Annotated in this window: 17 protein-coding genes; 11 read left to right on the top strand and 6 right to left on the bottom strand. The window is 35.1% G+C overall.

The window, feature by feature from the left end; translation table 11 throughout:
* Positions 1 to 30: 30 nt before the first annotated feature.
* Together JM172_RS02865 and JM172_RS02860 are read left to right on the top strand one after the other, a co-directional pair.
* Positions 31 to 2,763, top strand: a complete 2,733-nt coding sequence (locus tag JM172_RS02865) for a GTP-binding protein (RefSeq protein WP_214480567.1) — start codon at positions 31 to 33, stop codon at positions 2,761 to 2,763.
* Between the two features lie 245 nt (positions 2,764 to 3,008).
* A complete protein-coding gene (locus JM172_RS02860; RefSeq protein WP_214480566.1) occupies positions 3,009 to 4,475 on the top strand; it encodes a protein adenylyltransferase SelO in 1,467 nt (488 codons plus the stop codon).
* 490 nt (positions 4,476 to 4,965) lie between these two features.
* Here the strand turns inward: JM172_RS02860 and JM172_RS02855 are convergent, their stop codons facing one another.
* Positions 4,966 to 6,138 carry an oxalate decarboxylase family bicupin gene (locus JM172_RS02855; RefSeq protein WP_214480565.1) on the bottom strand — a complete coding sequence of 391 codons (1,173 nt, stop codon included), beginning with the start codon at positions 6,136 to 6,138 and terminating at the stop codon, positions 4,966 to 4,968.
* Positions 6,139 to 6,527: 389 nt separating this feature from the next.
* Between JM172_RS02855 and JM172_RS02850 the strand changes: the two genes are divergently transcribed.
* Both JM172_RS02850 and JM172_RS02845 read left to right on the top strand, forming a co-directional pair.
* Positions 6,528 to 8,315: a S9 family peptidase gene (locus JM172_RS02850; RefSeq protein ID WP_214480564.1), complete on the top strand. Its 1,788-nt coding sequence runs from the start codon at positions 6,528 to 6,530 to the stop codon at positions 8,313 to 8,315.
* Positions 8,316 to 8,499: 184 nt separating this feature from the next.
* On the top strand, positions 8,500 to 8,826 hold the full coding sequence (locus JM172_RS02845) for a nucleoside triphosphate pyrophosphohydrolase (protein WP_214480563.1): 327 nt from the start codon (positions 8,500 to 8,502) through the stop codon (positions 8,824 to 8,826).
* 169 nt (positions 8,827 to 8,995) lie between these two features.
* Here the strand turns inward: JM172_RS02845 and JM172_RS02840 are convergent, their stop codons facing one another.
* The gene (locus tag JM172_RS02840) at positions 8,996 to 9,415 is read right to left on the bottom strand and encodes a hypothetical protein (protein ID WP_214480562.1); all 420 of its coding nucleotides are present in this window, start codon (positions 9,413 to 9,415) and stop codon (positions 8,996 to 8,998) included.
* A 268-nt stretch (positions 9,416 to 9,683) separates the two neighbouring features.
* Between JM172_RS02840 and JM172_RS02835 the strand changes: the two genes are divergently transcribed.
* Positions 9,684 to 9,905 carry a YdbC family protein gene (locus JM172_RS02835; protein ID WP_214480561.1) on the top strand — a complete coding sequence of 74 codons (222 nt, stop codon included), beginning with the start codon at positions 9,684 to 9,686 and terminating at the stop codon, positions 9,903 to 9,905.
* Positions 9,906 to 10,503: 598 nt separating this feature from the next.
* On the top strand, positions 10,504 to 11,166 hold the full coding sequence (gene bluB / locus JM172_RS02830; RefSeq protein ID WP_214480560.1) for a 5,6-dimethylbenzimidazole synthase: 663 nt from the start codon (positions 10,504 to 10,506) through the stop codon (positions 11,164 to 11,166).
* 489 nt (positions 11,167 to 11,655) lie between these two features.
* On the opposite strand, the gene JM172_RS02825 is transcribed toward bluB, so the two are convergent.
* Complete coding sequence (locus JM172_RS02825; RefSeq protein WP_250886483.1) at positions 11,656 to 12,444, bottom strand: nucleotidyltransferase domain-containing protein; 789 nt, start codon at positions 12,442 to 12,444, stop codon at positions 11,656 to 11,658.
* Positions 12,445 to 12,708: 264 nt separating this feature from the next.
* Here JM172_RS02825 and JM172_RS02820 point away from each other — a divergent pair, with 264 nt between their 5' ends.
* Together JM172_RS02820 and JM172_RS02815 are read left to right on the top strand one after the other, a co-directional pair.
* Positions 12,709 to 13,470 carry an aminoglycoside adenylyltransferase domain-containing protein gene (locus JM172_RS02820; protein ID WP_214480559.1) on the top strand — a complete coding sequence of 254 codons (762 nt, stop codon included), beginning with the start codon at positions 12,709 to 12,711 and terminating at the stop codon, positions 13,468 to 13,470.
* Between the two features lie 346 nt (positions 13,471 to 13,816).
* A complete protein-coding gene (locus JM172_RS02815; protein ID WP_214480558.1) occupies positions 13,817 to 17,401 on the top strand; it encodes a chitobiase/beta-hexosaminidase C-terminal domain-containing protein in 3,585 nt (1,194 codons plus the stop codon).
* A 290-nt stretch (positions 17,402 to 17,691) separates the two neighbouring features.
* Here the strand turns inward: JM172_RS02815 and JM172_RS02810 are convergent, their stop codons facing one another.
* Positions 17,692 to 18,948: an MDR family MFS transporter gene (locus JM172_RS02810; RefSeq protein ID WP_214480557.1), complete on the bottom strand. Its 1,257-nt coding sequence runs from the start codon at positions 18,946 to 18,948 to the stop codon at positions 17,692 to 17,694.
* Between the two features lie 238 nt (positions 18,949 to 19,186).
* On the opposite strand from JM172_RS02810, the gene JM172_RS02805 reads away from it, so the two are divergent.
* Positions 19,187 to 20,029 (top strand): SDR family oxidoreductase, encoded by an 843-nt coding sequence (locus JM172_RS02805; RefSeq protein WP_214480723.1) that lies wholly within the window; start codon positions 19,187 to 19,189, stop codon positions 20,027 to 20,029.
* Between the two features lie 878 nt (positions 20,030 to 20,907).
* On the opposite strand, the gene JM172_RS02800 is transcribed toward JM172_RS02805, so the two are convergent.
* Positions 20,908 to 21,912, bottom strand: a complete 1,005-nt coding sequence (locus JM172_RS02800) for an LLM class flavin-dependent oxidoreductase (RefSeq protein ID WP_214480556.1) — start codon at positions 21,910 to 21,912, stop codon at positions 20,908 to 20,910.
* Positions 21,913 to 22,478: 566 nt separating this feature from the next.
* On the opposite strand from JM172_RS02800, the gene JM172_RS02795 reads away from it, so the two are divergent.
* The gene (locus JM172_RS02795) at positions 22,479 to 22,790 is read left to right on the top strand and encodes a winged helix-turn-helix transcriptional regulator (protein ID WP_250886482.1); all 312 of its coding nucleotides are present in this window, start codon (positions 22,479 to 22,481) and stop codon (positions 22,788 to 22,790) included.
* A gap of 103 nt (positions 22,791 to 22,893) precedes the next feature.
* Here JM172_RS02795 and JM172_RS02790 read toward each other — a convergent pair whose 3' ends face one another.
* The gene (locus JM172_RS02790) at positions 22,894 to 23,511 is read right to left on the bottom strand and encodes a TetR/AcrR family transcriptional regulator (protein ID WP_214480554.1); all 618 of its coding nucleotides are present in this window, start codon (positions 23,509 to 23,511) and stop codon (positions 22,894 to 22,896) included.
* 168 nt (positions 23,512 to 23,679) lie between these two features.
* On the opposite strand from JM172_RS02790, the gene JM172_RS02785 reads away from it, so the two are divergent.
* Complete coding sequence (locus JM172_RS02785) at positions 23,680 to 24,657, top strand: NAD(P)-dependent alcohol dehydrogenase (RefSeq protein ID WP_214480553.1); 978 nt, start codon at positions 23,680 to 23,682, stop codon at positions 24,655 to 24,657.
* Positions 24,658 to 24,877 lie beyond the last annotated feature (220 nt).

Raw genomic sequence — 24,877 nt, 5'->3', positions numbered from 1 at the left:
GCTTAGCAATAAATACATCGGAGGAATGTCATGACTGTAGAACAACAATTAATTAATAAGTCTTATTACGAGACTTTTATGGGAGATTATCAATCAAGTTATCCTATTCGTGTGCTTGGTGAGCTTTTTGTTAACGAGCAGCAACGTGAACAGCCTGAGTTATCCTTTATTAGGTACGCTCAAGGGGAGGTTTACTACTTAAGTAATGATTACGAAGCAGCCATTTTTAAATGGGAAAAGGTTGAAAATGAGCTTAAACCTTGGGCTCAGAAAAATATTGCAGATGCATACCTTGAATTACAGATGTATGCTGAGGCTGAGCATGTTTATTCTTCAATTATAACAACCTCTAATACACTTACTTCAGAAATTTCTTTAAAGTTACATACTCTTTATATTGACCAAGGAAATACACAGTTAGCGAATAAAGCTATTAGAGATGCTGTTGCATTTAACCCAGATTATTCGAATGTAACGAAGTTAGCTCAAAATTATTTTGAGGAACAAGAAGATTATTTTAGCATGATTGAGCTTGCAAAAAATGAAGCAGTACGATTAGGATCAATCGAGTGGTATAACACTTTAATGATATACATAGATGAAGGTTGGGCAAAATCAATAAACCCCGATCTTTTTAAGGAACCTTTGCTTATTTTGTACCAAATTGATTTATCTCATTTTGAGTCAATGGTCCAATCACTTTGGATGAGCTATAAAGACGAGGAATACTATTTTGCTTGGATTACAGTGATTAATGAGATATTAGTTGGAGAGGATGATGAAGACAACAAACTTCGTAAGTGGGAGAAGTTAAGTGAACTATACAAGAAATCTTATATAGATTTTCTGCATGGGCCATATTCAATTAAAGAGTTAGCTAAACTTGTCCCTATCTATTTGCACGTGTGGAAACATATTACACCTGATAATGAAGCAATGTTTGTGTCTGCAGCAATCTTATCTTGGAATGAGGTTTTTAATGGTGACATTCCAATTGATATTGCTCGACAATGTGAACAACACGTTTTAACAGATCATCTGTATGAGAACGGACTTGAGGATAGTTTAACTTTATTTGATGACATCTTAACTTGGTCAAACCAACACTCGTTACATGTAGGTAATCGTTTGAAGTGGCTTGTAAACGAACTAACAAGTTTACAAACACAACGTGTGCTAATTGCAAGTGCATTTGAAAATGGAAAAGCTACTTTTATCAATTCCTTGGTTGGGGATCATGTTTTAGCAGAGAACCGATCTACACCTTTTGTCGTATTTAACAATGGAGAGAAGAAGGAAATCAAAGAGGTTTTGGATTCGGCTGTAAAAGAAATTTCAAGTTTAAGTGAATTTCATCAAACGCTTTCTTTTGGTTCGATTGACACGAATACCATCTTTGATTTTACGCTACCATCAACATTTCTACAACAACATCAAATAACGATGATGAATACGCCAGGCTTCTTAAGTCATAACCAAATGTTTGTAAAATATCTACCACTTGCAGATTCATTAATTTTTGTTCTTGATAGTAGCAACATTTTGACAGAAAAAGAGGTGGAATTGTTAATTAAGCTACAAGAAAGGAATCCGTCTTTACCTGTGCATTTTGTTTCAATGACAGTAGAAAGGGATTATTATAAGGATATTCATGAAGAAACGATAGCGGATACTAAGGCTATCATTCACAAGTATTTCCCCAATGCTCGAATTTTCTCATACACGAAACATGAAATGAACAAATCGAACTTTAATGAATTAGCGAACGCGGTGAAATCAGGTTTAACTAATAAAAAGCTCATGCATGAACGTACGAAAAAGATTCTCTATTATATTCGAGAAACGATTACTTATATTTTGCAAAAACGCATTGAGAATGAACAAGCGTTAACGAATGAAATACAATCACAAGAAGAAATGGTATCGAAGCTAAATGGGGCAATTAACCAATTAAGTGATATAGAGAAAGAAAAAGTACAAGTGATTATAAATATGTTCAGATCGCGTAAAGAAGAGTATAGAGCAGAATTGGAAGACAATATTCCAAGAATATTAAAAGAATGTTCAAATATGATTAGTGAGCTTAGTGATTTAGGCACGATTCACCATCAAATTAATGAAGAAATGAATATGAGGATACAACAATATATTGAACAAACAACTTTACCTAAATTACGCAATTCCATTGAACAATGGGTTGAAATGTCGGGAGAAGTACTACGAGATAGTCAGGAATTTTTAACTGAAATGAGCGTTGAATTTAATAAAATATATGAAGAAGAAAAAGTGAAATTAGAATGCGACTTCAAATTATTAGATGATTGGCGAAGAGATGCTAATAGATTGGCAGTAAAAACAAATTTTACAAAGCAGAATATCTTTTTAAGACGAACTCCTTCTCAGATGATGCTAAAGAGTGCTGGAAAGTTGTTTGGAATGCTGCAGCCAAATAATGAAATGATATATAATAAGTACAAAAATTTTGTTGAAAATGAAGATTACGTTGATGTAACAGATGCCTTTACAAATCAATTGCTAGAAAGGTTCAATTGGTTTGAACAATCATTAGCAGAGGATATATCATCTTTCTTTACACAACCGCATCAAGTGTTAGATGATAGTTTACAAGAGATGAAACAAGAAATTGACCAAAACACTGAAACGTTAATGAATATGAGATCAAATCCGCAATTAGTAGATGACCCTGTATCGTTATTTACTTTAAGACATAAACTACAGGAATGGTTAATAAAAAATAAATAAAATGTTTGATTGGTGCTACAGATCGTTTTTAGATTTATACTAAAATGTAACATAAGTGTTATTGGCAGGGCGATTTTTGTGAATATAGCTGCTATTAATAAATGAGAACTGAAAACTGTAACTTTATACGGTTGTCAATCTTACCGAAAAACTATAATCAATGTGAAAACAGTGATAGAAAAAGAGGGTACTTTGTTTGTAAAAAAATAAGGACTACAAAAAATATGTATAGCAAAGGAGTTACAATGACAAGTAAAAAAGAAATCGGATGGAGCCTAGATCATAGTTATGCTCGTTTACCGAAGTCATTCTTCTCTAGTTTAAGCTTAAACCCTGTACGATCACCTAAGTTAATAATACTTAACGAGCAAGTTGCAGCTACACTAGGGTTGAACGTCCTGGAACTACAAAGTGAAGAAGGGCTCGCGATATTTGCTGGTAATGATGTTCCTGAAGGTGCTCAGCCTATTGCACAAGCTTATGCAGGACACCAATTTGGGCACTTTACTATGCTGGGGGACGGTCGGGCTTTACTAATAGGCGAACAGCATACACCTCAAGGTGAGCTTGTTGATATTCAGCTAAAAGGTTCAGGTAGGACAACATATTCCCGTGGTGGTGATGGTCGTGCAGCTCTTGGACCGATGCTCCGTGAATATATTATTAGTGAGGCGATGCATGCTCTAAATATCCCCACTACACGTAGTTTGGCAGTAGTAACAACTGGTGAGCCAGTTATACGTGAAACGGATTTAGCAGGTGCTATATTAACTCGTATCGCTGCCAGTCATATACGTGTTGGTACCTTTCAATACGTTCGGAATGGGTGTACAGTTGAAGAACTCAAAATACTAGCAGATTATACTTTGGATCGGCATTTTCCTGATGTCAGTGCCGATGAAAATCGATACGTTGCACTACTTCAGGAAGTAATCGAGCGCCAAGCTTCACTTATTGCTAAATGGCAGCTTGTTGGCTTTATCCATGGAGTAATGAATACTGATAACACAACGATAAGCGGAGAAACGATCGATTATGGTCCTTGTGCCTTTATGGATCATTATGATGAAGCTACGGTGTTCAGTTCGATTGATACACAAGGACGCTATGCTTTTGGTAATCAACCAATGATAGGCGGATGGAATCTCGCAAGGTTTGCTGAATCTTTGTTGCCCCTACTACATGTTAAAGAGAAACAAGCAATTGACATCGCTCAGGAAAAGATTTCAGCATATAATGATTTATTTTATAGTCATTGGCTTTCAGGTATGAGAGCAAAGCTTGGGCTATTTAATGAAGAGGAACAGGATGAAATTCTTATTAAAGATCTTTTAAAGATGATGCAAGAGAACCGTGCTGATTATACGAATACATTCCGTGCATTAACTTTTGATACTTTACAGGATACAGTGATGTTTAAGACAGGGGAATTTGTTACTTGGTATGAAAGGTGGCAAGCGAGGTTAGAAAGGCAACTAGAATCGAGCGCTGCATCGAAACAGTTGATGAAGGGTAATAATCCTGCAATCATCCCCCGCAATCATCGGGTAGAGGATGCGCTTGATGCAGCAGTGGAAAGAGGAGATTATAGCGTGATGCAGCGACTACTACACGTCCTTTCGAACCCATACGACCACACTTCGGAACAGATTGAATATAGCACACCACCAGACCCATCAGTCAAACCATACCGAACGTTTTGTGGTACATGATTGGGTGGCGAAATCGGTTTTGATATTAAAACCTCAATAAAACTTAAAAAAGTTCCACTAATAAGTGTCGAAAATCTCATATTAGTGGAACTTTTAAAAGGTTCTGCCGTCTGGCAAATATGTTATTAAATTACAAATATGTATCTGTATCTTGCTTATCTTGTAGTAAACAAAAAACGGGACCATCTTAAATCCTAAGCTGTCCATAGATGAAGTAATAAACACTATAATAGAACAAGGTTTTAATTGGAAACAGTGGACATATCAAAGAATCATGTCTTTATCCAGAAATTAATCAGTGTTTTACGAAAAGCGTTGGATTTATTAAAAGGTCTATTTGTGTATTTCAATCAGGAGATGACTTAAAAGAAAGCGTTTTTTACAATGACTGTGTAGCGCTAGAGCATACAAAGCCTTTACTGTTCAAAATGTATTGATTTTTTATCGTGAAGGAAAAGAGGAGATTTATAACAATTTACCTAGTTATTATTTACGTATTATTATATTTTACGACAGGCCACTTCTCTTGTCGTAAAGCGTTCATTAGCTCTGGCCCTGCATTCAAATTAGTTTGCACTAACTCATGTGGCGTTAATGCTAACCATTGATTTAAAGATATATCTTCAAAGCGGTTACTCTTAAAAACTTCTAAAAACCAAAGACTTTCTTCTCCTATGTTTTGTATATAATGTCCGAAAGCAAACGGGACATAACCAACATCTCCAGCTCTATAATTAAAGGTTCGCGCGGTACCTTCTGCAGCAAATACTGTCATTCTTCCCTTACCAGTAAGATAATATTGCCATTCATCTGTGTTTGGGTGCCAGTGCATTTCTCTCATGGCACCAGGCTTGATTTCAACTAGAGCTGCTGCAATCGTAGTTGAAACAGGAAAATTGGTAGAATCAACGATTCGAACAGTTCCTCCAGAAGTTATGATTGGCTCTTGTGCCATTAAACGATGTATAAAGCTCTTTGGTACAGTTCCATAGGGGCTTTGAATAGCTTGATCGTTAATAGGCTTAGGAACTTGTGCTTGAAACATGTAACGTTGCTTGGTAGGAATATGAGCAAAAGCATTTTCAGATACTCCAAAGTTATTTGCCAATATATCTTTTGGTGTATGAGCAAACCAGTCAGAGAGCATAAAGGTATCGCTCTCCGTAAAATTTCCATCATCAAATAAGAGTAAGAATTCACAGCCTCCATCCAATCCCTGAATCGAATGTGGAATGCCAGGTGGAAAATACCAAAGATCACCTGCCTCTACATCTGCAATAAAGTTTCTACCATCCTGATCAACTGCTGTAATCCGTGCTTTCCCTAGAAGCAAATAAGCCCACTCGGCTTGTTTATGCCAGTGTAACTCCCGTACGCCACCTGGGGTTAGACGCATATTGACACCTGCGATTGTAGTTGCAATTGGTAGTTCTCTAACAGTCACTTCTCGTGCCCACCCTCCGTGATATAGACTCATTGGTGTATCAGAAAATGAGAACTTTAGATTAGGTATTCTGCCAGCATCAGTCTTAGGAGGGACGAGCATATCGGGGTTCTCTATATCTCTCAAAATGTCTCTAGGTCCAAGATCAGTAGCACCAGCTCCATCTTCCCTAATTGGCTGAGGCACATCTTCCGAATGAATCTGATGTCGTTTTTTCATTATGAACACTCCTTGATATGTGATCCTAACGTTGGATGTTTATGATATATAGTTTATGAATTCCATGTTATCCATATGTCCATTGAAAAAGTTAAAATAAACATAATAAAAAAATTAAGAAAATTAACAAAAAACACTTGAAAGTGACAATGTCGTCACTTAAAATAAAATATGAATAGTGAGCATATTACATAATAACTTATGGCTCTTTTCGTAAAACTTTGTTGTTTTTTTCATTAAAAAATATACAGAATGATGAGTTTTATGAGAGCTCAGTAATTGTAAAAGTAGCAAAGGTCCAACTATACGTGCCTATATCTTAGAACGAAAAGCAACAATTATTGTGAAAACAGTTTAAATGATAATCTACTAATTAGGGGGAAGACAGAGTGGAAACATTTAAAAAGCCAGATGTAGAACAATTTTTACGAGCATATAAAATACAAGATTTTGTAGTAAGTAGTGATGAAAGTCAGCTTATTTTCAGTACGAATATTAGTGGTAAATTTAATTTGTGGGCAATGGATTTACCAAATGAATTTCCATATCCACTTACATTTAATGATCAAAGCTGCCATGGACTTCAGTATGATAAGAGTGGAAAATTTGTAATCGCAGCATTTGATCATGAAGGGGATGAAAACGCTCAATTCTATATGATTCCTCCACACGGTGGCGAATTACAGCCAGTTAGAACCTCAGAAGGCAATCGTCACATTTCACCGATTTTATCAGATGATGGCAAACGTTTATACTATACATCTTCAAAAGATGAACCGACTTTCCTAAAGAGTTATTGCTATCACCTCGATTCAGGGAAAGAACAAGTCATTCATGATGGGGAAGGCGCGGCTACATTTTTACTAGATATTAGCCCTAGTGAAGAGAGCTTTATTATTAGTAAGTTTTTCTCTAACACTCACAAGCTATCCTATGTAAAAGTAAATGAGGAGATCATTTCCTTAACACCAGAAACGAATGAGCAGCACACTGTAACAGATGCTATATATGTTTCAGAGACAGAAATTTTTCTAATAACTGATTATGGTGAGGATTTTTCATATATTGCTAAATTTAATATTGAAACTAAAGAGTTTAACAAACTAGTTTCAGTACCTGGTGCAGGGTTCAAAATGATTAAATATGATAAACAACATAAACAACTGTACGCTGTTAGCGAAAAGGGTGTTGAAGATCTTCTATATCGATACGAAATAGATTCGAAGAAATTAGAAGAGGTAGAGAGTCCAGTAGGAGAGGTTCAAAAGTTAACTGTTACAGAAAGTGGTCATTTATATTTATTAGGCACTTCTGCTACAAAGCCAGCAAATATTTATAAAAAAGAAAGTAACTCACATTCATGGAAGCAACTAACAAACAATCGTGTGCTCGGTGTAGATGAGAAACAGTTAGTCGATCCCGAGGTAATTAAGTATGAGTCGTTTGATGGACTCGAAATAGAAGCACTCTTCTTTAAAGCAACAGCTGCACATAGCAATGGTCATGTTATTTTTTGGCCACACGGTGGACCTCAATATGGCGAACGAAAATTCTTTAGAGGTGTGTTTCAATATTTAATTAATGAAGGATTTAGTATTTTTGCACCTAATTTCCGAGGCTCTACTGGATATGGGTTGAAGTTTACAAAAATGGTTGAAGGTGATTGGGGACATGGTCCACGCCTTGATAATATTGAAGGGTTAGAATACCTAATTAAAAATGGCTATGCAGATCGAGATAAGATTTTTCTAATAGGTGGAAGCTATGGTGGCTACATGTCATTATTGCTACATGGAAGGCATCCGGAATATTTTAAAGCTGTAGTTGATATTTTTGGTCCTAGTGATTTGTTTTCGTTTATTAATTCTGTACCAGATTTCTGGAAACCAAGTATGGATCAATGGGTCGGAAACCCGGAAAGAGACAAAGAAAAGTTAATTGAATTTTCTCCGATTACATATTTAGATAATATGACCAAACCAATGCTTGTTATTCAGGGAGCGAACGACCCACGTGTTGTAAAAGCAGAATCTGATCAAATCGTAGCAGCACTACAAGAAAAAGGTCGAGATGTTGAATATATGGTGTTAGAAGACGAGGGACATGGATTTTCAAAGCTGGAGAATGAGTTAAAGGTTTATAGAACTGTATCAGCATTCCTTGAAAAATATATGTAATGTGATTAAATAACTATGGGGCTGTCAAACTAGTCAATATTTGACTTTTTGACGCTCCTTTTAAATGTACAATTAGTATTTCATTTTCACTTTTAGTTTCATTCAATTTTTTTAGACAATCATTATTTATATTTTGTTCATGAATATAAACTGGGAAAGGTTCATAGTTCAAAGGAGTGTCCATATGCCCTTGTATAACAAACTTGTTCGTGATTACATACCTCAAATTATTGAAGAATCAGGAAAGAAATATCGAATAAAACATTTATCAGAAGAAGAATATACGGAAGAATTAAAGAAAAAACTGATAGAAGAAATGCAGGAGTATCTTGATGCTAAAGATCATGAATCTGCTATAGAAGAGTTAGCTGATGTACTTGAACTCATACATGCATTAGCAAAAGTTCATCATGTAACCATTGAGAAAGTTGAGGAAAGGCGAGATTTAAAGAACCAAAATAGAGGTGGCTATAAAGATAAAGTGTTTCTCATTGATGTGGAGGATCATTAAGTGAATGTGAAACATCTTCATTTCAAATCATCTTGTAGAAGCAAGTTTCTAAAATGAAACAAGTATGTTTACCCCGCCCTATAATTAGGACGGGGTAATTATACGTCAGATTAAAATCATTTGCTTATCTTTCAAATACTTCTTAGTAGACTAAAAAAGAGAGACATGATTAGTTACCTGATACTACATCGATAGGTATTTTTTGGCCATTACTAAAAAACCGAATGTATTCATAATCCTTATCTTTATTTATCTTAAACAATACATGATTATTTAAGGTCTTATTAGTGTAATCGTCAGTTTCATCTTTGTTAAACCGAACGTTTATTGTATCATCAGTAGCTTCTACATTAAAATTCGTATAGTAAGTAGCTGGATCTCCTTGTATTACATTTCTTCCGTTTAAAAGCACATAAAGTGCTTTTTTGCCATCAAAAAAAAGATAAACCCCATTTTCGCTCTCCACCGATTCGAAAAATTCCCTAACATCTTTATCAACATGGTTCATAGTTGTTTCTGAAAAAGTTAAACCTGAATTGCATCCTACTAAAAATAAAACAAGTGTAAATAGCGATAACAGCTTTTTCACAAATAACCCCCTCATACTTCATGTCTATATTTTACATTATATGAATGGTGTGATTGTACTAATTTTTGGTTAACTTATTAGATATTAAAATTTCTTATCTCTTTTTAAAAAAGTTGCTTCTTATATAGCCCATGTGGAAAATATAGAATTGTTTGTATACATAGGAGGTAGGGATGATGTATTCCTAATTGAGAAGATGCAATGGGTTGTTGTCAATGTGATAATATTTTATTATATAAAACAAACTATACAAAAATGAGGTGATCATATGGCAAATATAAAATATGAAGTAATAGATAGATTTGGAGTTCTTTCTGAGTCAGCGAAAGGTTGGACAAAAGAGCTTAGAAGTATTAGCTGGAACGATAGAGATCCGAAATTTGATATTAGAGAGTGGTCTCCTGATGGCGAAAAAATGGGTAAAGGTATCACAGTTACGAAAGATGAATTGATTAAGCTCAGAGACATGTTAAATACGATGGAGCTGTAAGTCACAACGTTTCTTTTGATTTTTTATTCAAGTCTATCGTTAAAATCATTTTTCATGTAGCGGTATTCTTCATAATATCTATTTATGCTATAAGAATGAAGAAGAGATTACATGCATTCTTTTATTTCTATCAGCATGATCACGTTAAGAGCTTCAATTATACTTAAGTGTCTTATAGTAAGAGAAGCTTACTACTATTTGGAGCTTTGATAAGGTCTTCAATGTGTTGAAATTCCTTGAGGCTGACTTTTTGTGTCAGCCTCTTAGTTATGCGACATTTTGTCACATAACTGAGTATTAAGGAATCATTCCGTATTTAATAATGGAGACGAGGATGTTAAATTTAGCAAATATTAATGATTATAAAAGGGTCTCTTGTAACTATTATTAGGTGGTTTTATACGTTGAAACAGATACCAAGCGCTTGATTTATACTTATTAGTATGACAAGAAACAATTAATGCGAAAACAGCCTGTTTATTTTACTCTTTTTGGGAAAACATGAATAACATTTAAGGCGTCCTTTCATAAACTATAACTAAACCTATACATGCTATAATCGCAGTATACAAACAATATTTTGATTGAAGGTGATGTGATGTTCTCAAATGAAGAACGAGATGCTGTTTACAAGGTCATCGGCAGAAGAAGAGATATTCGATCCTTTTTATCTGATCCATTACCAGTAGATGCTATTCAACGAATTCTTCAGGCAGGGCATAGCGGTCCATCAGTTGGATTTATGCAGCCATGGAATTTCATTTTAATAACTACAGACGATGTGAAAGAACAGTTAGCTTGGGCAGCGGATAAGGAACGTAAAGCATTGGCCATTCATTATGAAGGGGAGAGGAAGAACAACTTTTTAGATTTAAAAGTTGAAGGTTTAAAGCAAGCGCCACTAACGATTTGTGTTACATGTGACCCGACACGCGGTGGTTCACATGTACTCGGGAGAAATTCGATACCTGAAACTGATATTATGTCTGTTTCTTGTGCCATCCAAAATATGTGGTTAGCCTCTTGTGTCGAAGGAATTGCACTAGGTTGGGTAAGTTTTTACAAAAAGAATGATGTTAGAGACATATTAAATATTCCTCCACATATCGACCCAGTTGCACTTCTATCACTTGGTTATACAGATAATTACCCTAAAGCTCCTTTGCTAGAAATCCATAACTGGGAAAAGCGTCAAGATCTACAAAAGTTAATCTACTATGAAACATGGGGAGCTAAAGGGGAGTTGCATGAAGAAGTTTAGTTACCTTGAATTGCTGTTAACTAAAAATGAGATAGTGTAAAGTACTATGCTCGGCATCCATAGTTCAACTTGTTCTCATTAACACAAATAGATGTATATGTAGATAAACCGCTTGCTACAACGTGTGAGCAAGCGGAAGAGCTTGTTTAATATGGATAATAGATGAAAGATCTGAATAAATAGGAAGTTGACCCGTAAATCATTGAAATTGACCTGAAAAACGAGTGAATAGACCCGTAAATCATTGAAATTGACCCGAAAAAGGAGTGAATAGACCCGTAAATTATTGAAATTGACCCGAAAAAGGAGTGAAAAGACCCGTAAATTATTGAAATTGACCCGAAAAACGAGTGAAAAGACCCGTAAATCATTGAAATTGACCTGAAAAACGAGTGAATAGACCCGTAAATCAGTGAAATTGACCCGAAAAACGAGTGAATAGACCCGTAAATTATTGAAATTGACCTAGAAAATAGTAAGGACAAACTCTTATTTATTTTTGCCTATAGAAAATCCACTAAATAGACGTCCTCCAGAGGGCAGTAACACGCTTTCTACCAATGTAATGATTTTTTCTTTATTATTCGTTTGATAGAACAAATCAAACGCTTCGACATATTCCTTCGTAAACGACTTATCAAAATGATTTAAAGAGCGAACAATCCATTTAGACGTACCGGTCCATTGCCTATTCGTTCTTAGTACAAACTCGTGAACCAGTTCAGCCAACGTGTTGGCAATAAAGATAGCTTCGAACCTATCAGTGCAGCCAATAAAATCATCAAGGGCATCAGTAATGAAATATCGTTTCATAGTAATAGTCTCTTCGGACCACTGCTCTGGTCCTTTGCTTAATATTTCATTAGCCTCTTGTTTGATTAGACCTATGATGTCGGAGTCTTTTATGACAATCCCTTCGGAAACCATTCTTTGTAAAGATGGTCTTGCCCTTTTATAATCACTATTAAAAAATTGCTTATAGGAAGATAAATTATGAACAAAAACCTCAATAGGCCAATCTAAATAAATGAGTGATTCTCGATATGAACGATCGACATGTTTGTCAAAAATTACGATATCAAGGTCAGATGTCTCTGTCCCCTCACCTCTTATGACACTTCCTGCGAGTATAGCTGCATGACAATTTGGAAAATGACAGTGTATAAATTTTCTTGCAGCTTCGATAGGACTTAATCTACTAGCTAAAGCTTTGCCAAGTTCACTACTTGTTCCTGCATCACCATAATTAATACTCCCAGTGTTGTTAATATCATCCATAATATTCCTCCGAAGTATATTCTATTTTTTTCATTTAATTATATAATATAAATTGGTAATTTATATAAGCTCTTTTAGTAAACTGATGCTACTGTTATCCAATTAATACCAAGTATAGTGGTTTTACATGGTTAGTCATTGTTGTTCAGAAGGAAAGATATCAGGAACTCTATTTGTGTACGTTTTTGGCTCTTAGTATGAAAAGCTACAATTAATGCGAAAACAGCCTTTATATATCATTTAAAAAATAAGACGAGGTATAAAATGGAGCCCTATAAACTATTAAATCAAATCATAGATACATATCAGCGTATATTAGATAATAATCTAGTAGGTATATATTTACATGGTTCACTGGCGATGAATTGCTATAATGATTCGAGTGATATAGATTTTGTTGTTGTCGTAAAACAACCAATCGATTTTAGTACAAAAAAAGAACTCATTCATGCCATTATTCAATTAGAAAATGTTCCTCCTAAGGGAGTGGAAATGAGTGTCATTCTGGAGAGGTTTGCACATGAAATCGTACATCCAACACCGTTTGAGTTGCACTATTCAAATTTTCATAAGGAAAGATACTTATCAGACAATAATTATATATGCGGAGGGTATACAGATCCTGAATTAGCGGCCCATTTGACTATTATTTTTCATAGAGGTAAGTGCTTATATGGAAAAGAAATTGATGAAGTTTTTACAGACGTACCAAGAGATATTTATATTGATGCTATTTGGTACGATATTAAAAATGCCAAAAATGAAATTGTGGATGATGCAGTCTACTTCACTTTAAACTTGTGTCGGGTACTTTATTATGTAACAGAAGGTGTTATTTGTTCAAAACTTGAAGGTGGATATTGGGGTCAGGAAAACTTACCCCAACGATATCGAAAAATAATCGGTGATGCTGTAAAAGTGTATATTGGTCAATTAGGAGAAATGAATATTACAGACGTTAGATTATTAAGTTTTGCAGAATATATGTTACATGAGATAAGAAAAAACATCATGCCTATTAAGTAGGGTGCTTGAAATCTAACGCTTTCAAACAGTACATTTATTAGGAGCGTGATCAGGTGACATTTACCTTTAATTTTTATAAGAATGTTCCTAGGCTTATTTTTAGACTCATTGCATAGGTAGACGAAAGACGAAAATAGTCTTGCGAAAAAAGAAGGATGATTTAGAATATTAACTCTTTATGAATCCCAACATTTACATTTAAAACAATACTGAATACCTATATAAATCCTGTTATAATGAAATAGAAGCAAAAGTAAGAAGTCATACATCAGACTTCTTAGGCTATATTTTTTTGCTTTCAATGTAAACGTATTCAATATAACATAGTTGAGAGAGGAGAATGCAAGTGTCTAAGCTTACTAGAAAGCGAACAAGCTTCGTATTGGTGGCTTTATTAGTGTTCAACTTATTTAACGTTGGACTTGTGAGTCAATCGTTTGCAGCAGAAACTTTTGTTGAAACTTTTGACAACTCTAATGCAACAGGAAGTTATGGAACAGACTCATTTGTTGGAAACGATGGGGTGACTTGGTCATATGTTGCTTCACGTGATGAAGGTGATTATCCAATTGATGGTAATGGATTAATGTTACGTCGTTCAAGCGACAATAGTAGTATTAATTCTAGCCCAATTTCAGACGGTATTAGCTCTTTTTCAGTAGATCTAAAGAAAGGTTTCACTGGAATTGGTAACCGACAAGTAGAGTTATTTATAAATGGTGAATCAAAAGGTTTATCAGAAGCATTTGATGACACTGATATTCATACTTTTTCAGTAGATGAGTTAAATATTGCTGGAGAGGTAGAAATTCAGTTAGTAAATGTAACAGGCAAACAAATCGTTATCGATAACATTACTTGGACAAGCTTTGATGGAGAAGTTACACAAGCTTCAAAAGTTAAGGCTTCTGTTAACTCGGGGGAAGTAGACGCTGGAACAGAAGTTACATTGTCAACTTCAACTGATGGTGCAGACATTTTTTATACAACTGATGATACAGTACCAACGGCAGAAAGCACATTATATGATGCACCAATCGCAATCAATGAAGATGTAACGATTCAAGCGATTGCAGTAAAAGAAGGATTGGATGCAAGTAATGTAGCTTCATTCTCATATACTGTAAAAGCACCACTTGAAGTGCAACCTATCGCAGATACACGCGCACTTGAAGTAGGTAGTGAAGCGAAAATTGAAGGAGTTGTCACTGCTTCGTTTGTGACAGGTGGAAAGACAAATCTTTTCGTACAAGATGATTCAGCTGGAATCGTCGTTCGTGGTGATATTGCAGCGAATATTGGTGACCGTATTTCAGCAGAAGGTACAATGAATCAATATTATGATATGGCTCAATTAGAAGTAGATACTATTGACGTAATCGTCAATAATGAAGGTGTACCAGCACCACAAATTATATCGTCAGCTGATTTAACTAGCACTACAGGTGAAGCTGTTGAAGCTGAATTAGTAAAAGTTGAAAATGTAACAATTACTGAAGTAGATAGTAATGGAAACTTCACTGGTGTAGATGTAAATGGTGAGTTCAAACTACGTCCACAAGATCGTAGTCTACTAGAAGTAGGTAAAACGTATGATTATATCACTGGAGTAATTGATTATAATTTTAGTGAATATAAGCTTACACCACGATCTGCAATAGATGTGGTTGAAGATATCTTCTCGGTATTTGCAAACCCAGCATCTGGTACAATTGAAATCGGATCAACAGTTGAATTAACAACTTTAGTAGAAGGTGGAGTCATCTACTACACAGTAGACGGCACAGATCCATCAACTGCAAGTGAAGTATATAGTGAGGCTATAGAAGTTACAGAAGATGTAACAATTAAAGCGGTTGTTGTTAAAGACGGAGAAACAAGTGATGTTGCTGTGTTCGATTACCAAGCAATTTTACCGCTTGATTCCCTTAATATTCATGATATTCAAGGTGTAGGACATGTTTCCTTATATGATGGGGAAATTGTTAAAAATGTAAAAGGTATCGTTACACACTTAGATGGATCAAATGGTTTCTTCATGGAGTCAGTAGAAGCTGATGACGACATTCGTACATCAGAAGGAATCTATGTCTACTTCAAAAATTCTGGTGTGAAAGTCGGCGACCTTGTATCTATTACAGGTGAGGTAGAAGAGTTTAAACCGCGTGGTTATGATGACGCAAAAGATTTATTAACGACAGAAATTAAAGGATCTACAGTAACAGTTGAAGCATCTAATCAACCATTACCAGCACCTGTTGTAATCGGAGATGACCGTATCCAACCGACCAAGGTGATTGATAATGATGCATTTGCTGAATTTGACCCTGAAGAAGATGGCATTGATTTCTACGAAAGCTTAGAAGGAATGCGTATCGTATTAGATGGTGCGACAGTTGTCGGACATCCTAAATACGAAGAAGTTCCAGTTGTAGTAGACAGTGCAGTTGACTCATATCGATCTGAAGCTGGTGGTGTAATCATTTCACCAGAAGACTTCAATCCAGAGCGTTTGTTAGTGAAGCTTGGCAAAGATATGGATCTCAAAACAGGTGATCAATTTGATGGACCAATAACTGGTGTTCTAAGCTATGATTACAGTAACTTTAAGCTAGTATTAACTGAAGATCTACCAGAAGTAATTGACGGTGGACTAGAAAGAGAAATTACGAACATTGAAAAAGCAGAAGATAAATTAACAGTAGCTTCATACAATGTCGAAAACTTCTCTGCTGAAACTGATCAAGAGAAAATAGACAAAATAGCTCATTCAATTATTGAAAACTTAAAAACTCCTGACATTGTAGGATTAATAGAAGTACAAGACAATGATGGACCAACTGATAGCGGTACAACTGACGCTAGTTTAACATATGAAGCGTTAATTGCAGCAATTGAAGCAGCTGGTGGACCGACTTATAAGTACACAGATATCGCACCAGAAGACAAGATGGATGGTGGACAACCAGGTGGTAATATCCGTGTGGGATATATTTATAACCCAGAGCGTGTAAGTCTAGTTGATAAACCAGCTGGTGATGCAACAACTGCTGTAGGATACGATGAAAATGGCTTAACAATGAACCCTGGACGCATCGACCCTACAAATGAAGCATTTAGTAACTCTCGTAAATCACTTGCAGCTGAATTTGAGTTCAACGGTGAAAGAGTCGTTGTTATAGCGAATCACTTAAATTCAAAACGTGGTGACGGAGCGTTATATGGTAGTGAACAACCTGTTGTTTTAGGTAGTGAGCCTAGTCGTGTTGACAAATCACAAGTATTAAACGACTTCATTGATGGTGCATTAGCAGTAAATCCAGATGCAAACTTTGTAGTACTTGGAGACATGAACGACTTTGAATTCTCAGCTCCATTACGTACGCTAGAAGGTGACGTATTAACAAACATGATTGAAGAGTTACCTAAGGAAGAACGTTACACATATATTTATGAAGGTAACTCACAAGTGTTAGACCACATTTTAGTATCAAACAATGTAGCAGCTAATACTGAAGTAGACATTGTTAACATTAATACAGACTTTACAGAAGCGTCAGGTGCAGCGAGTGATCATGACCCTATATTAGTTCAAATAGGATTTGCTGTTGATCCAATCGAAGAATTAAACAGCTTAGTTGTTGACTTTAAAGATGGTAGCTTATCTGCTGAGGAGTTAGCTCAAATTCTAGCTGAATTGGTCTTAGCTGAGGAAGTTAGTGCAACTGATGTGAAGGCTACAATTACTGAAGTTATTTTAGCTGATGTTACTGATAAAAAGACAGTGAAACATGTTGAAACGTCTGCTGATCATATCGAGCGTGACTTAGCTAAAATGGTAACAGAAGTAAATAAGCATGGAATGTCCAAGTTCTCTAAGTATGTAGATAAAGTAGAAAATGAATTAGAGAAAATTTTAAAGAAACTGTAGTTAGATAAATGATATAACTGTTAAGAGGATGACCTTGAGTCATCCTCTTTTTGTAAGGCTCATTTTGTAAACATTGTTGTTGATTTTACTAAAAATGAAAATTGTAGTTGTAAGAGCTAAATTTGTAAATGTAGAAAAGGCACCATGAATGCTAAATGCAGCCGTGCTTATATCAAAGAACGAAAAGCAACAATCAAACATTTTTTGAGGAACAATTCATCGTACGAGACATTTATCGTCTCGTTTCATTTCAAACAATATAATAACGATTACTAGCATTAATCTGCTGTTTATGAAGCATGTTCATTCGTTGTTTCATGCTTTCTAACAATTCCTAATCTCGCGAATGCTATTCCGATAAAAGCAAATAATATGTATAAAAAGCTCATTCCAATTCCACCGATTTGTTGTCCAACAATGATACCGAGTGCCCCGAACATTTTGCCAATTTGAAAAATAAATCCATTAAATGCCATATAAGCACCTCGACGAGTATCGTCTACAATGTCTGCTAGAATCGATTGTCTAGTTGGAACAAACAATAGTTCACCGATAGACAATATAATAATTGCAATAAACAACAATAACACATCATTTGAAAAGGCGAGAATCGCGTATCCTGCACCAAATAATAGGCACCCGGTATACATTATGGGCTGTTCTGCTTTATTTTTTATTAATTTTGAAACAAATGAAGTAAACAATACGATGATTAACGTATTCCCCACGAATAATAAACTTAAGAGCTTTACTCCATCTAAGGAAAACTGTATATTTCCAAATAGAGACACAACTGTTGGAATAATTTCCCCTTCTAATCTTACTGCTATAAAATTGTTTCTTTGGTGCTCTAGTGATAATATTGCTATCCCACCAATGGTAAATAAGACAAATGGTATATCTTTTATCACAGTTTGATAGCTTAGCAGTAGTGGTTTTATTCCGTACGGTTTCAACGCTTCTACTGGTTTTTTTGAAGTATATGTTTCTTTAATAAGAGTAATTGTCATCGTTAAAGTGATGATAGAGATGATAAATAAGATTATTAGTAGCTCGAAAAAATGAGTTATAAAAAGCCAACCTCCAACCAGTAATCCGAGCATTATTGATAAATTGACAGCCCAGTAGTTGATCGAATACATTAAAGTACGAGTTTCTTTCGTACTTACATCGATCAGCATCGCTTCAGCTGCTGGATTTATAAGACCTGAAGCCACACCCATAATAATGACCATTAAAAATGTAGCCCAGGGTGATGTGAAAATGGGGGAATTTACTGTGATCATACCTAGAAAAGCGAATACTTTCAAACATTCACCAATGACCATCATTTTTTTTCTACCAATTGTATCAGCAAAATAGCCTCCATATAAACTAGAGAAAAATTGAATAACGACTTGAGTTAATATAAAGAATCCTGCATAAGTAGCGTTTAACTCTCTCGTATAATAGATTGCCATAAATGGGAAAATCATTGAAGCGATCACGCGACTCAAAAACGACGTATATATTCTAATACGAATATTGGGATGTAACTCTTTCAACATGAGATTTTCCTCCTTCCCAATAATTATCCTTTGTTCGACAAGTGATAAAAAGGGTATATTGTAATATATACAGAAAATAAATTCTGGTAGTGATTATATGAAAAATTACCCATATATTAATCATGTCATATTTTCTATATCAAAAAAACAATAATTTACAAAGTAAAAATTATGGATAAAAAAGTAATCTAACATATGATTGTTATATATTTATCATACAAAGAGAGGTTGGAAAGTGATGATTAACAAGACAGCTATCGTTACTGGATCTTCAAGCGGGTTTGGATATGTAACGGTTATCGAGCTAGCAAAGGCCGGTTTTCATGTAGTCGCAACTATGAGGGACCTTACAAAATCAGCACAACTTGAACAGGAATTAAATAGTCACAACTTACTCGAACAAGTAGATATAGAATATGTTGATGTAACGAGTCAGGAATCTATTAATAAGTTAGTAGAAAAATGCTCAAAGTATAACAGTGTAGATTTACTCGTCAATAATGCAGGTTTTGCAGTGGGAGGCTTTGCTGAGGAAGTTACGATTGATGAGTACCGTAAGCAATTTGAAACGAATGTATTTGGCTTGATGGCAATGACTCAGGCAGTTCTACCTATAATGAGGAAACAGAGAAGCGGTCGGATTATTAATATGAGTAGTGTTTCAGGTTTGATAGGATTTCCTTCTATATCTGCTTACGTATCTTCAAAGTTTGCAGTTGAAGGCTATAGTGAATCGCTACGCATAGAATGTAAGCCATTCGGAATTGATATTGTGTTGATTGAACCAGGTTCATACGCCACAAATGTGTGGAAGGAGGGAAGATCCAATTCTACAGGGATAGGGAATGAGGACTCTCCTTATGCAACACATTTAGCAAAAATTGAAGAAAGGCTAGCAAAGGAAGAAAAAAACTTGGGGTATCCCTTAGATGTGGCAAAGTTGGTTGTATCTGTTGCAAATAAACACAATCCAAAGCTTCGTTATAAAATTGGTAAAGGTATAAAAATGAACGTGTTCATGAAGCATTTAATACCATGGAACATATGGGAAAAGATTATTTTACGGTTATTATATAAGTAGAATGTTAGAAATCTACTAGTAAGTTTGTCGCTAAGATTATAAGAATGATTGTTAAAAGGGTTAAGGGGTCAGACCCCCTAAAATCGTAAAAGAGACTATCAGCTCTGTTCGAAATAATAGATTTGGTAAGTCTGACCCTATTGGCTAATTTTTTCTTTTATAAAGAATGTATCTTCAACGTAGTTATTATTAATCCTTGCTTATTTGTTTTTTTCTTCGCCATTCCCGCATTAAGTCATAAAAATGCCAAAGGGATAGATCCTTTAGGAAATCTGGATTGTGCATACAAGTTCACCTCTTAATTTGAAATATGTTTTTAGTTACACGTTGATCATGGCTATTTTTTGCTTTTACGAAAAATGAGCCTTGTTAATAAAACCGAAATATTATTAACCTACTTAATCGAATAATGTGCTTTTTCATCTTAATCATCACCTTTCTAGATAAAATAAAAAAAAGACCGTTATGGTCTTTTTAATTTATATAAATACTTAGTTTGGGAGTACCTCAAAATTATTCTTAAAGAGAGGCACAACAAAAAAGTATTTAACACTATTGTAGAAAAATATGGTTAGCTTGAATATAAAGCGCCATATTTATTCTAGCATCATAAAAAAACCATAGAGAGGCTCTCTATGGTTTTACATGCATAATAAATTTGTTTTATTAAAGTATAGAATCCAATAGAGGCCGGTTATTACATATTAAGTTCGTTGAGTTAATTGTTTCGTTTATCATGTGTAGACCTCCTTAGTATTTCTATCATTATCCAGTATATAATATATTTGGAAGGTAGTAAATAGCTATATTGCAAATATTTATTAATAGTATATTTATTCTTTCATTAAAGACAATAGTCAATGTTGTATCATTATAAGTTAATTTGTTATTCCAAAAGCATCAGCGATGAGTTCATAGGAGCGTACTCGAGCATCAAAGTCATGCGTAATCGTTACAATCATTATTTCATCTGCATTGTAAGATTCTTTTAATGATTCTAGTTGTTCTTTTACTTGGATTGGGTTACCTACGATCATTCTCTTACGATTTTCTTTCATTCTCATGTAATCCAACTCAGTATAATTATATTCTTGCGCTTGTTGAATACTAGGAACCCCACGTTTACTCTCGCCTTTTTCTAACAATAGTGCTGCTAAATCAATACTTTTGTTTATTTTTTCTGCTTCTTCATTCGTTTCAGCACAAGTGACAAAGACAGCAACACTCGTATGAGGCTGTTGATTCACAGGAGACGGTTTAAAGTTCTCTTGATAATGACGAACGACACCTTGCCCACCATTACCATTAATAAAATGAGCGAATGTATATGAAGCGCCTAACTCGGCTGCCAATTTAGCACTGCCACCACTAGAACCTAACATCCAAAGTTCAGGTGCTGTTGAAATTTCAGGTGTTGCTATTAACCCAGGGTGTAGCTTATATTCTTCAACTTCGTGTAAATAACCGACTAATTCCTGGATTTGGTTTGGATATTGATTGAACTTCTTCGTATCTCCTCCTGTTAAGGCCATTGTTGAAAGTGAATGACCACCTGGAGCTCTACCTACTCCTAAATCTATACGGTTCGGATAAAGCGCTTCGAGCATGCGGAAATTTTCAGCTACCTTATATGAGCTATAATGTGGAAGCATGACCCCACCTGAACCTACACGAATTTTTGATGTTTTTGCAGCTATATGTGATATAAGCACTTCTGGTGTGGAACTTACAAGATTAGTAGAACTATGATGCTCAGCAACCCAATAACGATGATAGCCTAACTTTTCTGTTATTTGAGCGAGCTTCACTGTTTGATTGATCGCCTCGACAGGTGTCACACCTTCAGGTACGGGTGATTGATCTAACACACTTAATCGGACCATTTATCTCATTTCCTTTCATAATAGAATATTATAGTAATTTTATATTATTTACTTACTTAATGTAACTAACTGTTTCTTTATGATATAATGAAATAACGCATCTGTCAAAATATATAAGTCCTTCTAGTAACTTTCGTGTTATGATGACAAATTTAAAAATAGTATCATGAGTATTGGCATACATGTTTATTTTAGTGTTGTACAAAAAGAGACAATATATGTGAATGCAAAGCTTATTTCAAAAGGCTCTTTCGATAACCTTTACTGCTATTGTTACTTATAAGGTTGTCATCGTTTTCAGAAGAAAGCCGTCATGTATACTCTAGTTATGTACGAGGCAAGTCCTTAGTGCTAAAAACAACAATCAATGTGAAAAACAGACTTTCAAAAACATTGTTGCAGTATTCACAAAATCATATTAAATTACGGGCTTACGCGAGTGTCAGCGTTAAATAGATAAAAAGATGAGGAAAACACATAGTTGCAAACGTAGTTATTTCTTCGCAAGAAAAAATAATCAAGATGAAAAAAGTTACTTATATAAGCTCTTTTTGGGGGTGAATTGTTTGGAAAAATCAAAGTCATGTGCGAACTTCCAACACACATGTGATTTATTAGGAAAGAGGTGGACTCTTTTAATTATTCGTTCGTTATTGTCAGGCTCGAAGCGCTTTAAAGAGATGACAGATGACATTGATAACATTAGTCACCGTGTATTAGGAGAGCGCTTAAAAAATTTAGAGCAAGATAATTATGTCGTTAGGCATGTCTATCCTGAAACTCCAGTACGGATTGAATATGAGTTGACCGAAAAAGGTAAAGACTTAGCTGAAACGATTACAGCGTTGGAAAGATGGGCAGAGAAATGGACACATTAAATGGATAGTAAAAATGGCAATCTCTATCACTTAAATAATAGTGATAGAGATTTTGCGTTAATGGTCAACTTTCATTTGATTTTATGAAAGTTTGACTGTGGTATTAGCATGATGCTTTGCTTCCAAATCTACTTAAAAAAGTTTTTATTATTTCATCTTTTAAAGGCTTAAACTGTTCATTACTCTGACAAGGCTGGAAAAGTGCAGGCCATGTTAAAGCTCCTTCAACCATGGCATGAAAAATTTGAGCAGCCATGTATGGGTCAGGTACTTTCATACGTCCATCTGCACCTGCTGATGTTAACCATGCTACGAGATTATCGTGAGGGGGACCATATTTAGATTTTGTTTCCTTAAGTAGCTGATAATCTTGCATAAATACAGTAGTAAGGACTTTACACAATGCTAGTCGATTAGGGTCATTAACTAGAAAAAGTTCTGCATCAGCAAAGAGCTCAAGTTGTTCTTCAATCGTTTTATCAGGAGAATAGCTTATATTTTTTAATAATTCTTGTTCAGATAAAAACCTTTTGAACACTGCTTGGAATAGATCATCTTTATTTGAAAAATGATTATAAACTGTACGTTTTGAAACTCCTGCATGATTGGAAATACGATCCATAGAAGCCTTTTCGTATCCTTCTACTACAAAGGCTTTAATAGCCCCGTCCATAATAGCTTGACGTTTTTTTGATGTTTCCACAACTTTTTTGCTATCCATCGCTTCATACTCACTTTCTAAAAAATTTTACATAAACTACACCGTGTAGTGCAAAATAGGTATTGACTAAATGTAAACTACACCGTATAGTATACACTAAAGATGAATAAAATTCAATAATAACCAAAATTTGTTAAACCTTAATAAATAACATGAAGGAGGAAACTGATGAAAGCTATTGTTTTCACTAAATACGGGTCACCTGATGTTCTTCAATACAAAGAAGTAGTAAAGCCGATTCCTAAGGAAGAAGAAGTTCTTGTAAAAGTGTATGCAGCTGCTGCTAATCCACTTGATTGGCGTTTTATGAGAGCGAAGCCATTTTTAGCTCGTATAGAAAATGGTCTCTTTAAACCTAAAAACATGCGGCTTGGTGCAGATATTGCTGGAAAAGTTGTTGAGGTTGGTAGCAATGTAACACATTTTAAGATAGGTGATGAAGTATTTGGGGAGAAGTTTGAAACAGGCTTGGGAGGTTTTGCAGAATATGTATCAGTCCCTGAAGGTGCATTGGCTATGAAGCCTGCTAACATATCTTTTGTAGAAGCAGCTGCTGTTCCAATTGCTGCCCTTACTGCATTGCAAGGCTTGCGCAATGAAGGGAAAATTCAACCAGGGCAGAAAGTGTTGGTTAATGGTGCATCAGGAGGCTTGGGGACATTTGCAGTACAGATATCGAAAGCAATCGGAGCAGAGGTAACTGGCGTGTGTAGCTCAAAAAATGCGGATTTGGTACGTTCTATTGGTGCAGATAGTGTGATTGATTACATGAATGAAGATTTTACGAATAATGGAATTGGATATGATCTTATTTTTGATGCTGTAGGAAATCGTTCTGTTTCAGATTTAGAAAGGGCGTTAAGAACGAATGGGACTTGTGCTATAGCAGGATTTACAAATATCGCTCGTTTAATTGAAATTAACGTCAATGGAAGACGGGTTTCTCGAACTGGCAGGAAAACTATCGGAATGATGAAAACGGTTCATACGAACAAAGAAGATTTGCTTTATTTGAAGGAGCTACTTGAATCTAAGAAAGTCGTACCAGTCATTGATAAATGTTTTCCGTTAAATGAAGCAGCTGAAGCGCTTAAGTATCTTGAGACTGGGCGTGCTAGAGGAAAAGTGATTATAACTGTAGTTTAACTACACTAGCTAGGTGAGGTGATTTAATTATCGTTCTACAAATAATAGTTTTGTATTGATGTATAAAACAGCAAAGCTCTTTTCGTAAACTTGGTTCACAAAAAAATTGAGGCAATTAAATATGCTTTATATAATTTTTTAGTCTTTTTTATCAGAAAGGAAGTTACGATCGTTAGTTAATTCATGTTTAGCTCTAAGTATGAAAAGCATCAATAAATAC

This window comes from Bacillus sp. SM2101, from assembly GCF_018588585.1.
GTDB lineage: Bacteria > Bacillota > Bacilli > Bacillales > SM2101 > Nanhaiella > Nanhaiella sioensis.
This window is presented reverse-complemented; position numbering and strand designations above follow the sequence as displayed.

Coding starts and splice junctions, on each gene's coding strand:
- JM172_RS02845 (WP_214480563.1), top strand. CDS start 8,500: ATGCCCTTGTATAACAAACTTGTTCGTGATTACATACCTCAAATTATT.
- JM172_RS02825 (WP_250886483.1), bottom strand. CDS start 12,444: ATGGATGATATTAACAACACTGGGAGTATTAATTATGGTGATGCAGGA.
- JM172_RS02810 (WP_214480557.1), bottom strand. CDS start 18,948: ATGTTGAAAGAGTTACATCCCAATATTCGTATTAGAATATATACGTCG.
- JM172_RS02820 (WP_214480559.1), top strand. CDS start 12,709: ATGGAGCCCTATAAACTATTAAATCAAATCATAGATACATATCAGCGT.
- JM172_RS02785 (WP_214480553.1), top strand. CDS start 23,680: ATGAAAGCTATTGTTTTCACTAAATACGGGTCACCTGATGTTCTTCAA.
- JM172_RS02865 (WP_214480567.1), top strand. CDS start 31: ATGACTGTAGAACAACAATTAATTAATAAGTCTTATTACGAGACTTTT.
- JM172_RS02790 (WP_214480554.1), bottom strand. CDS start 23,511: ATGGATAGCAAAAAAGTTGTGGAAACATCAAAAAAACGTCAAGCTATT.
- bluB (WP_214480560.1), top strand. CDS start 10,504: ATGTTCTCAAATGAAGAACGAGATGCTGTTTACAAGGTCATCGGCAGA.
- JM172_RS02855 (WP_214480565.1), bottom strand. CDS start 6,138: ATGAAAAAACGACATCAGATTCATTCGGAAGATGTGCCTCAGCCAATT.
- JM172_RS02835 (WP_214480561.1), top strand. CDS start 9,684: ATGGCAAATATAAAATATGAAGTAATAGATAGATTTGGAGTTCTTTCT.
- JM172_RS02860 (WP_214480566.1), top strand. CDS start 3,009: ATGACAAGTAAAAAAGAAATCGGATGGAGCCTAGATCATAGTTATGCT.
- JM172_RS02805 (WP_214480723.1), top strand. CDS start 19,187: ATGATTAACAAGACAGCTATCGTTACTGGATCTTCAAGCGGGTTTGGA.
- JM172_RS02800 (WP_214480556.1), bottom strand. CDS start 21,912: ATGGTCCGATTAAGTGTGTTAGATCAATCACCCGTACCTGAAGGTGTG.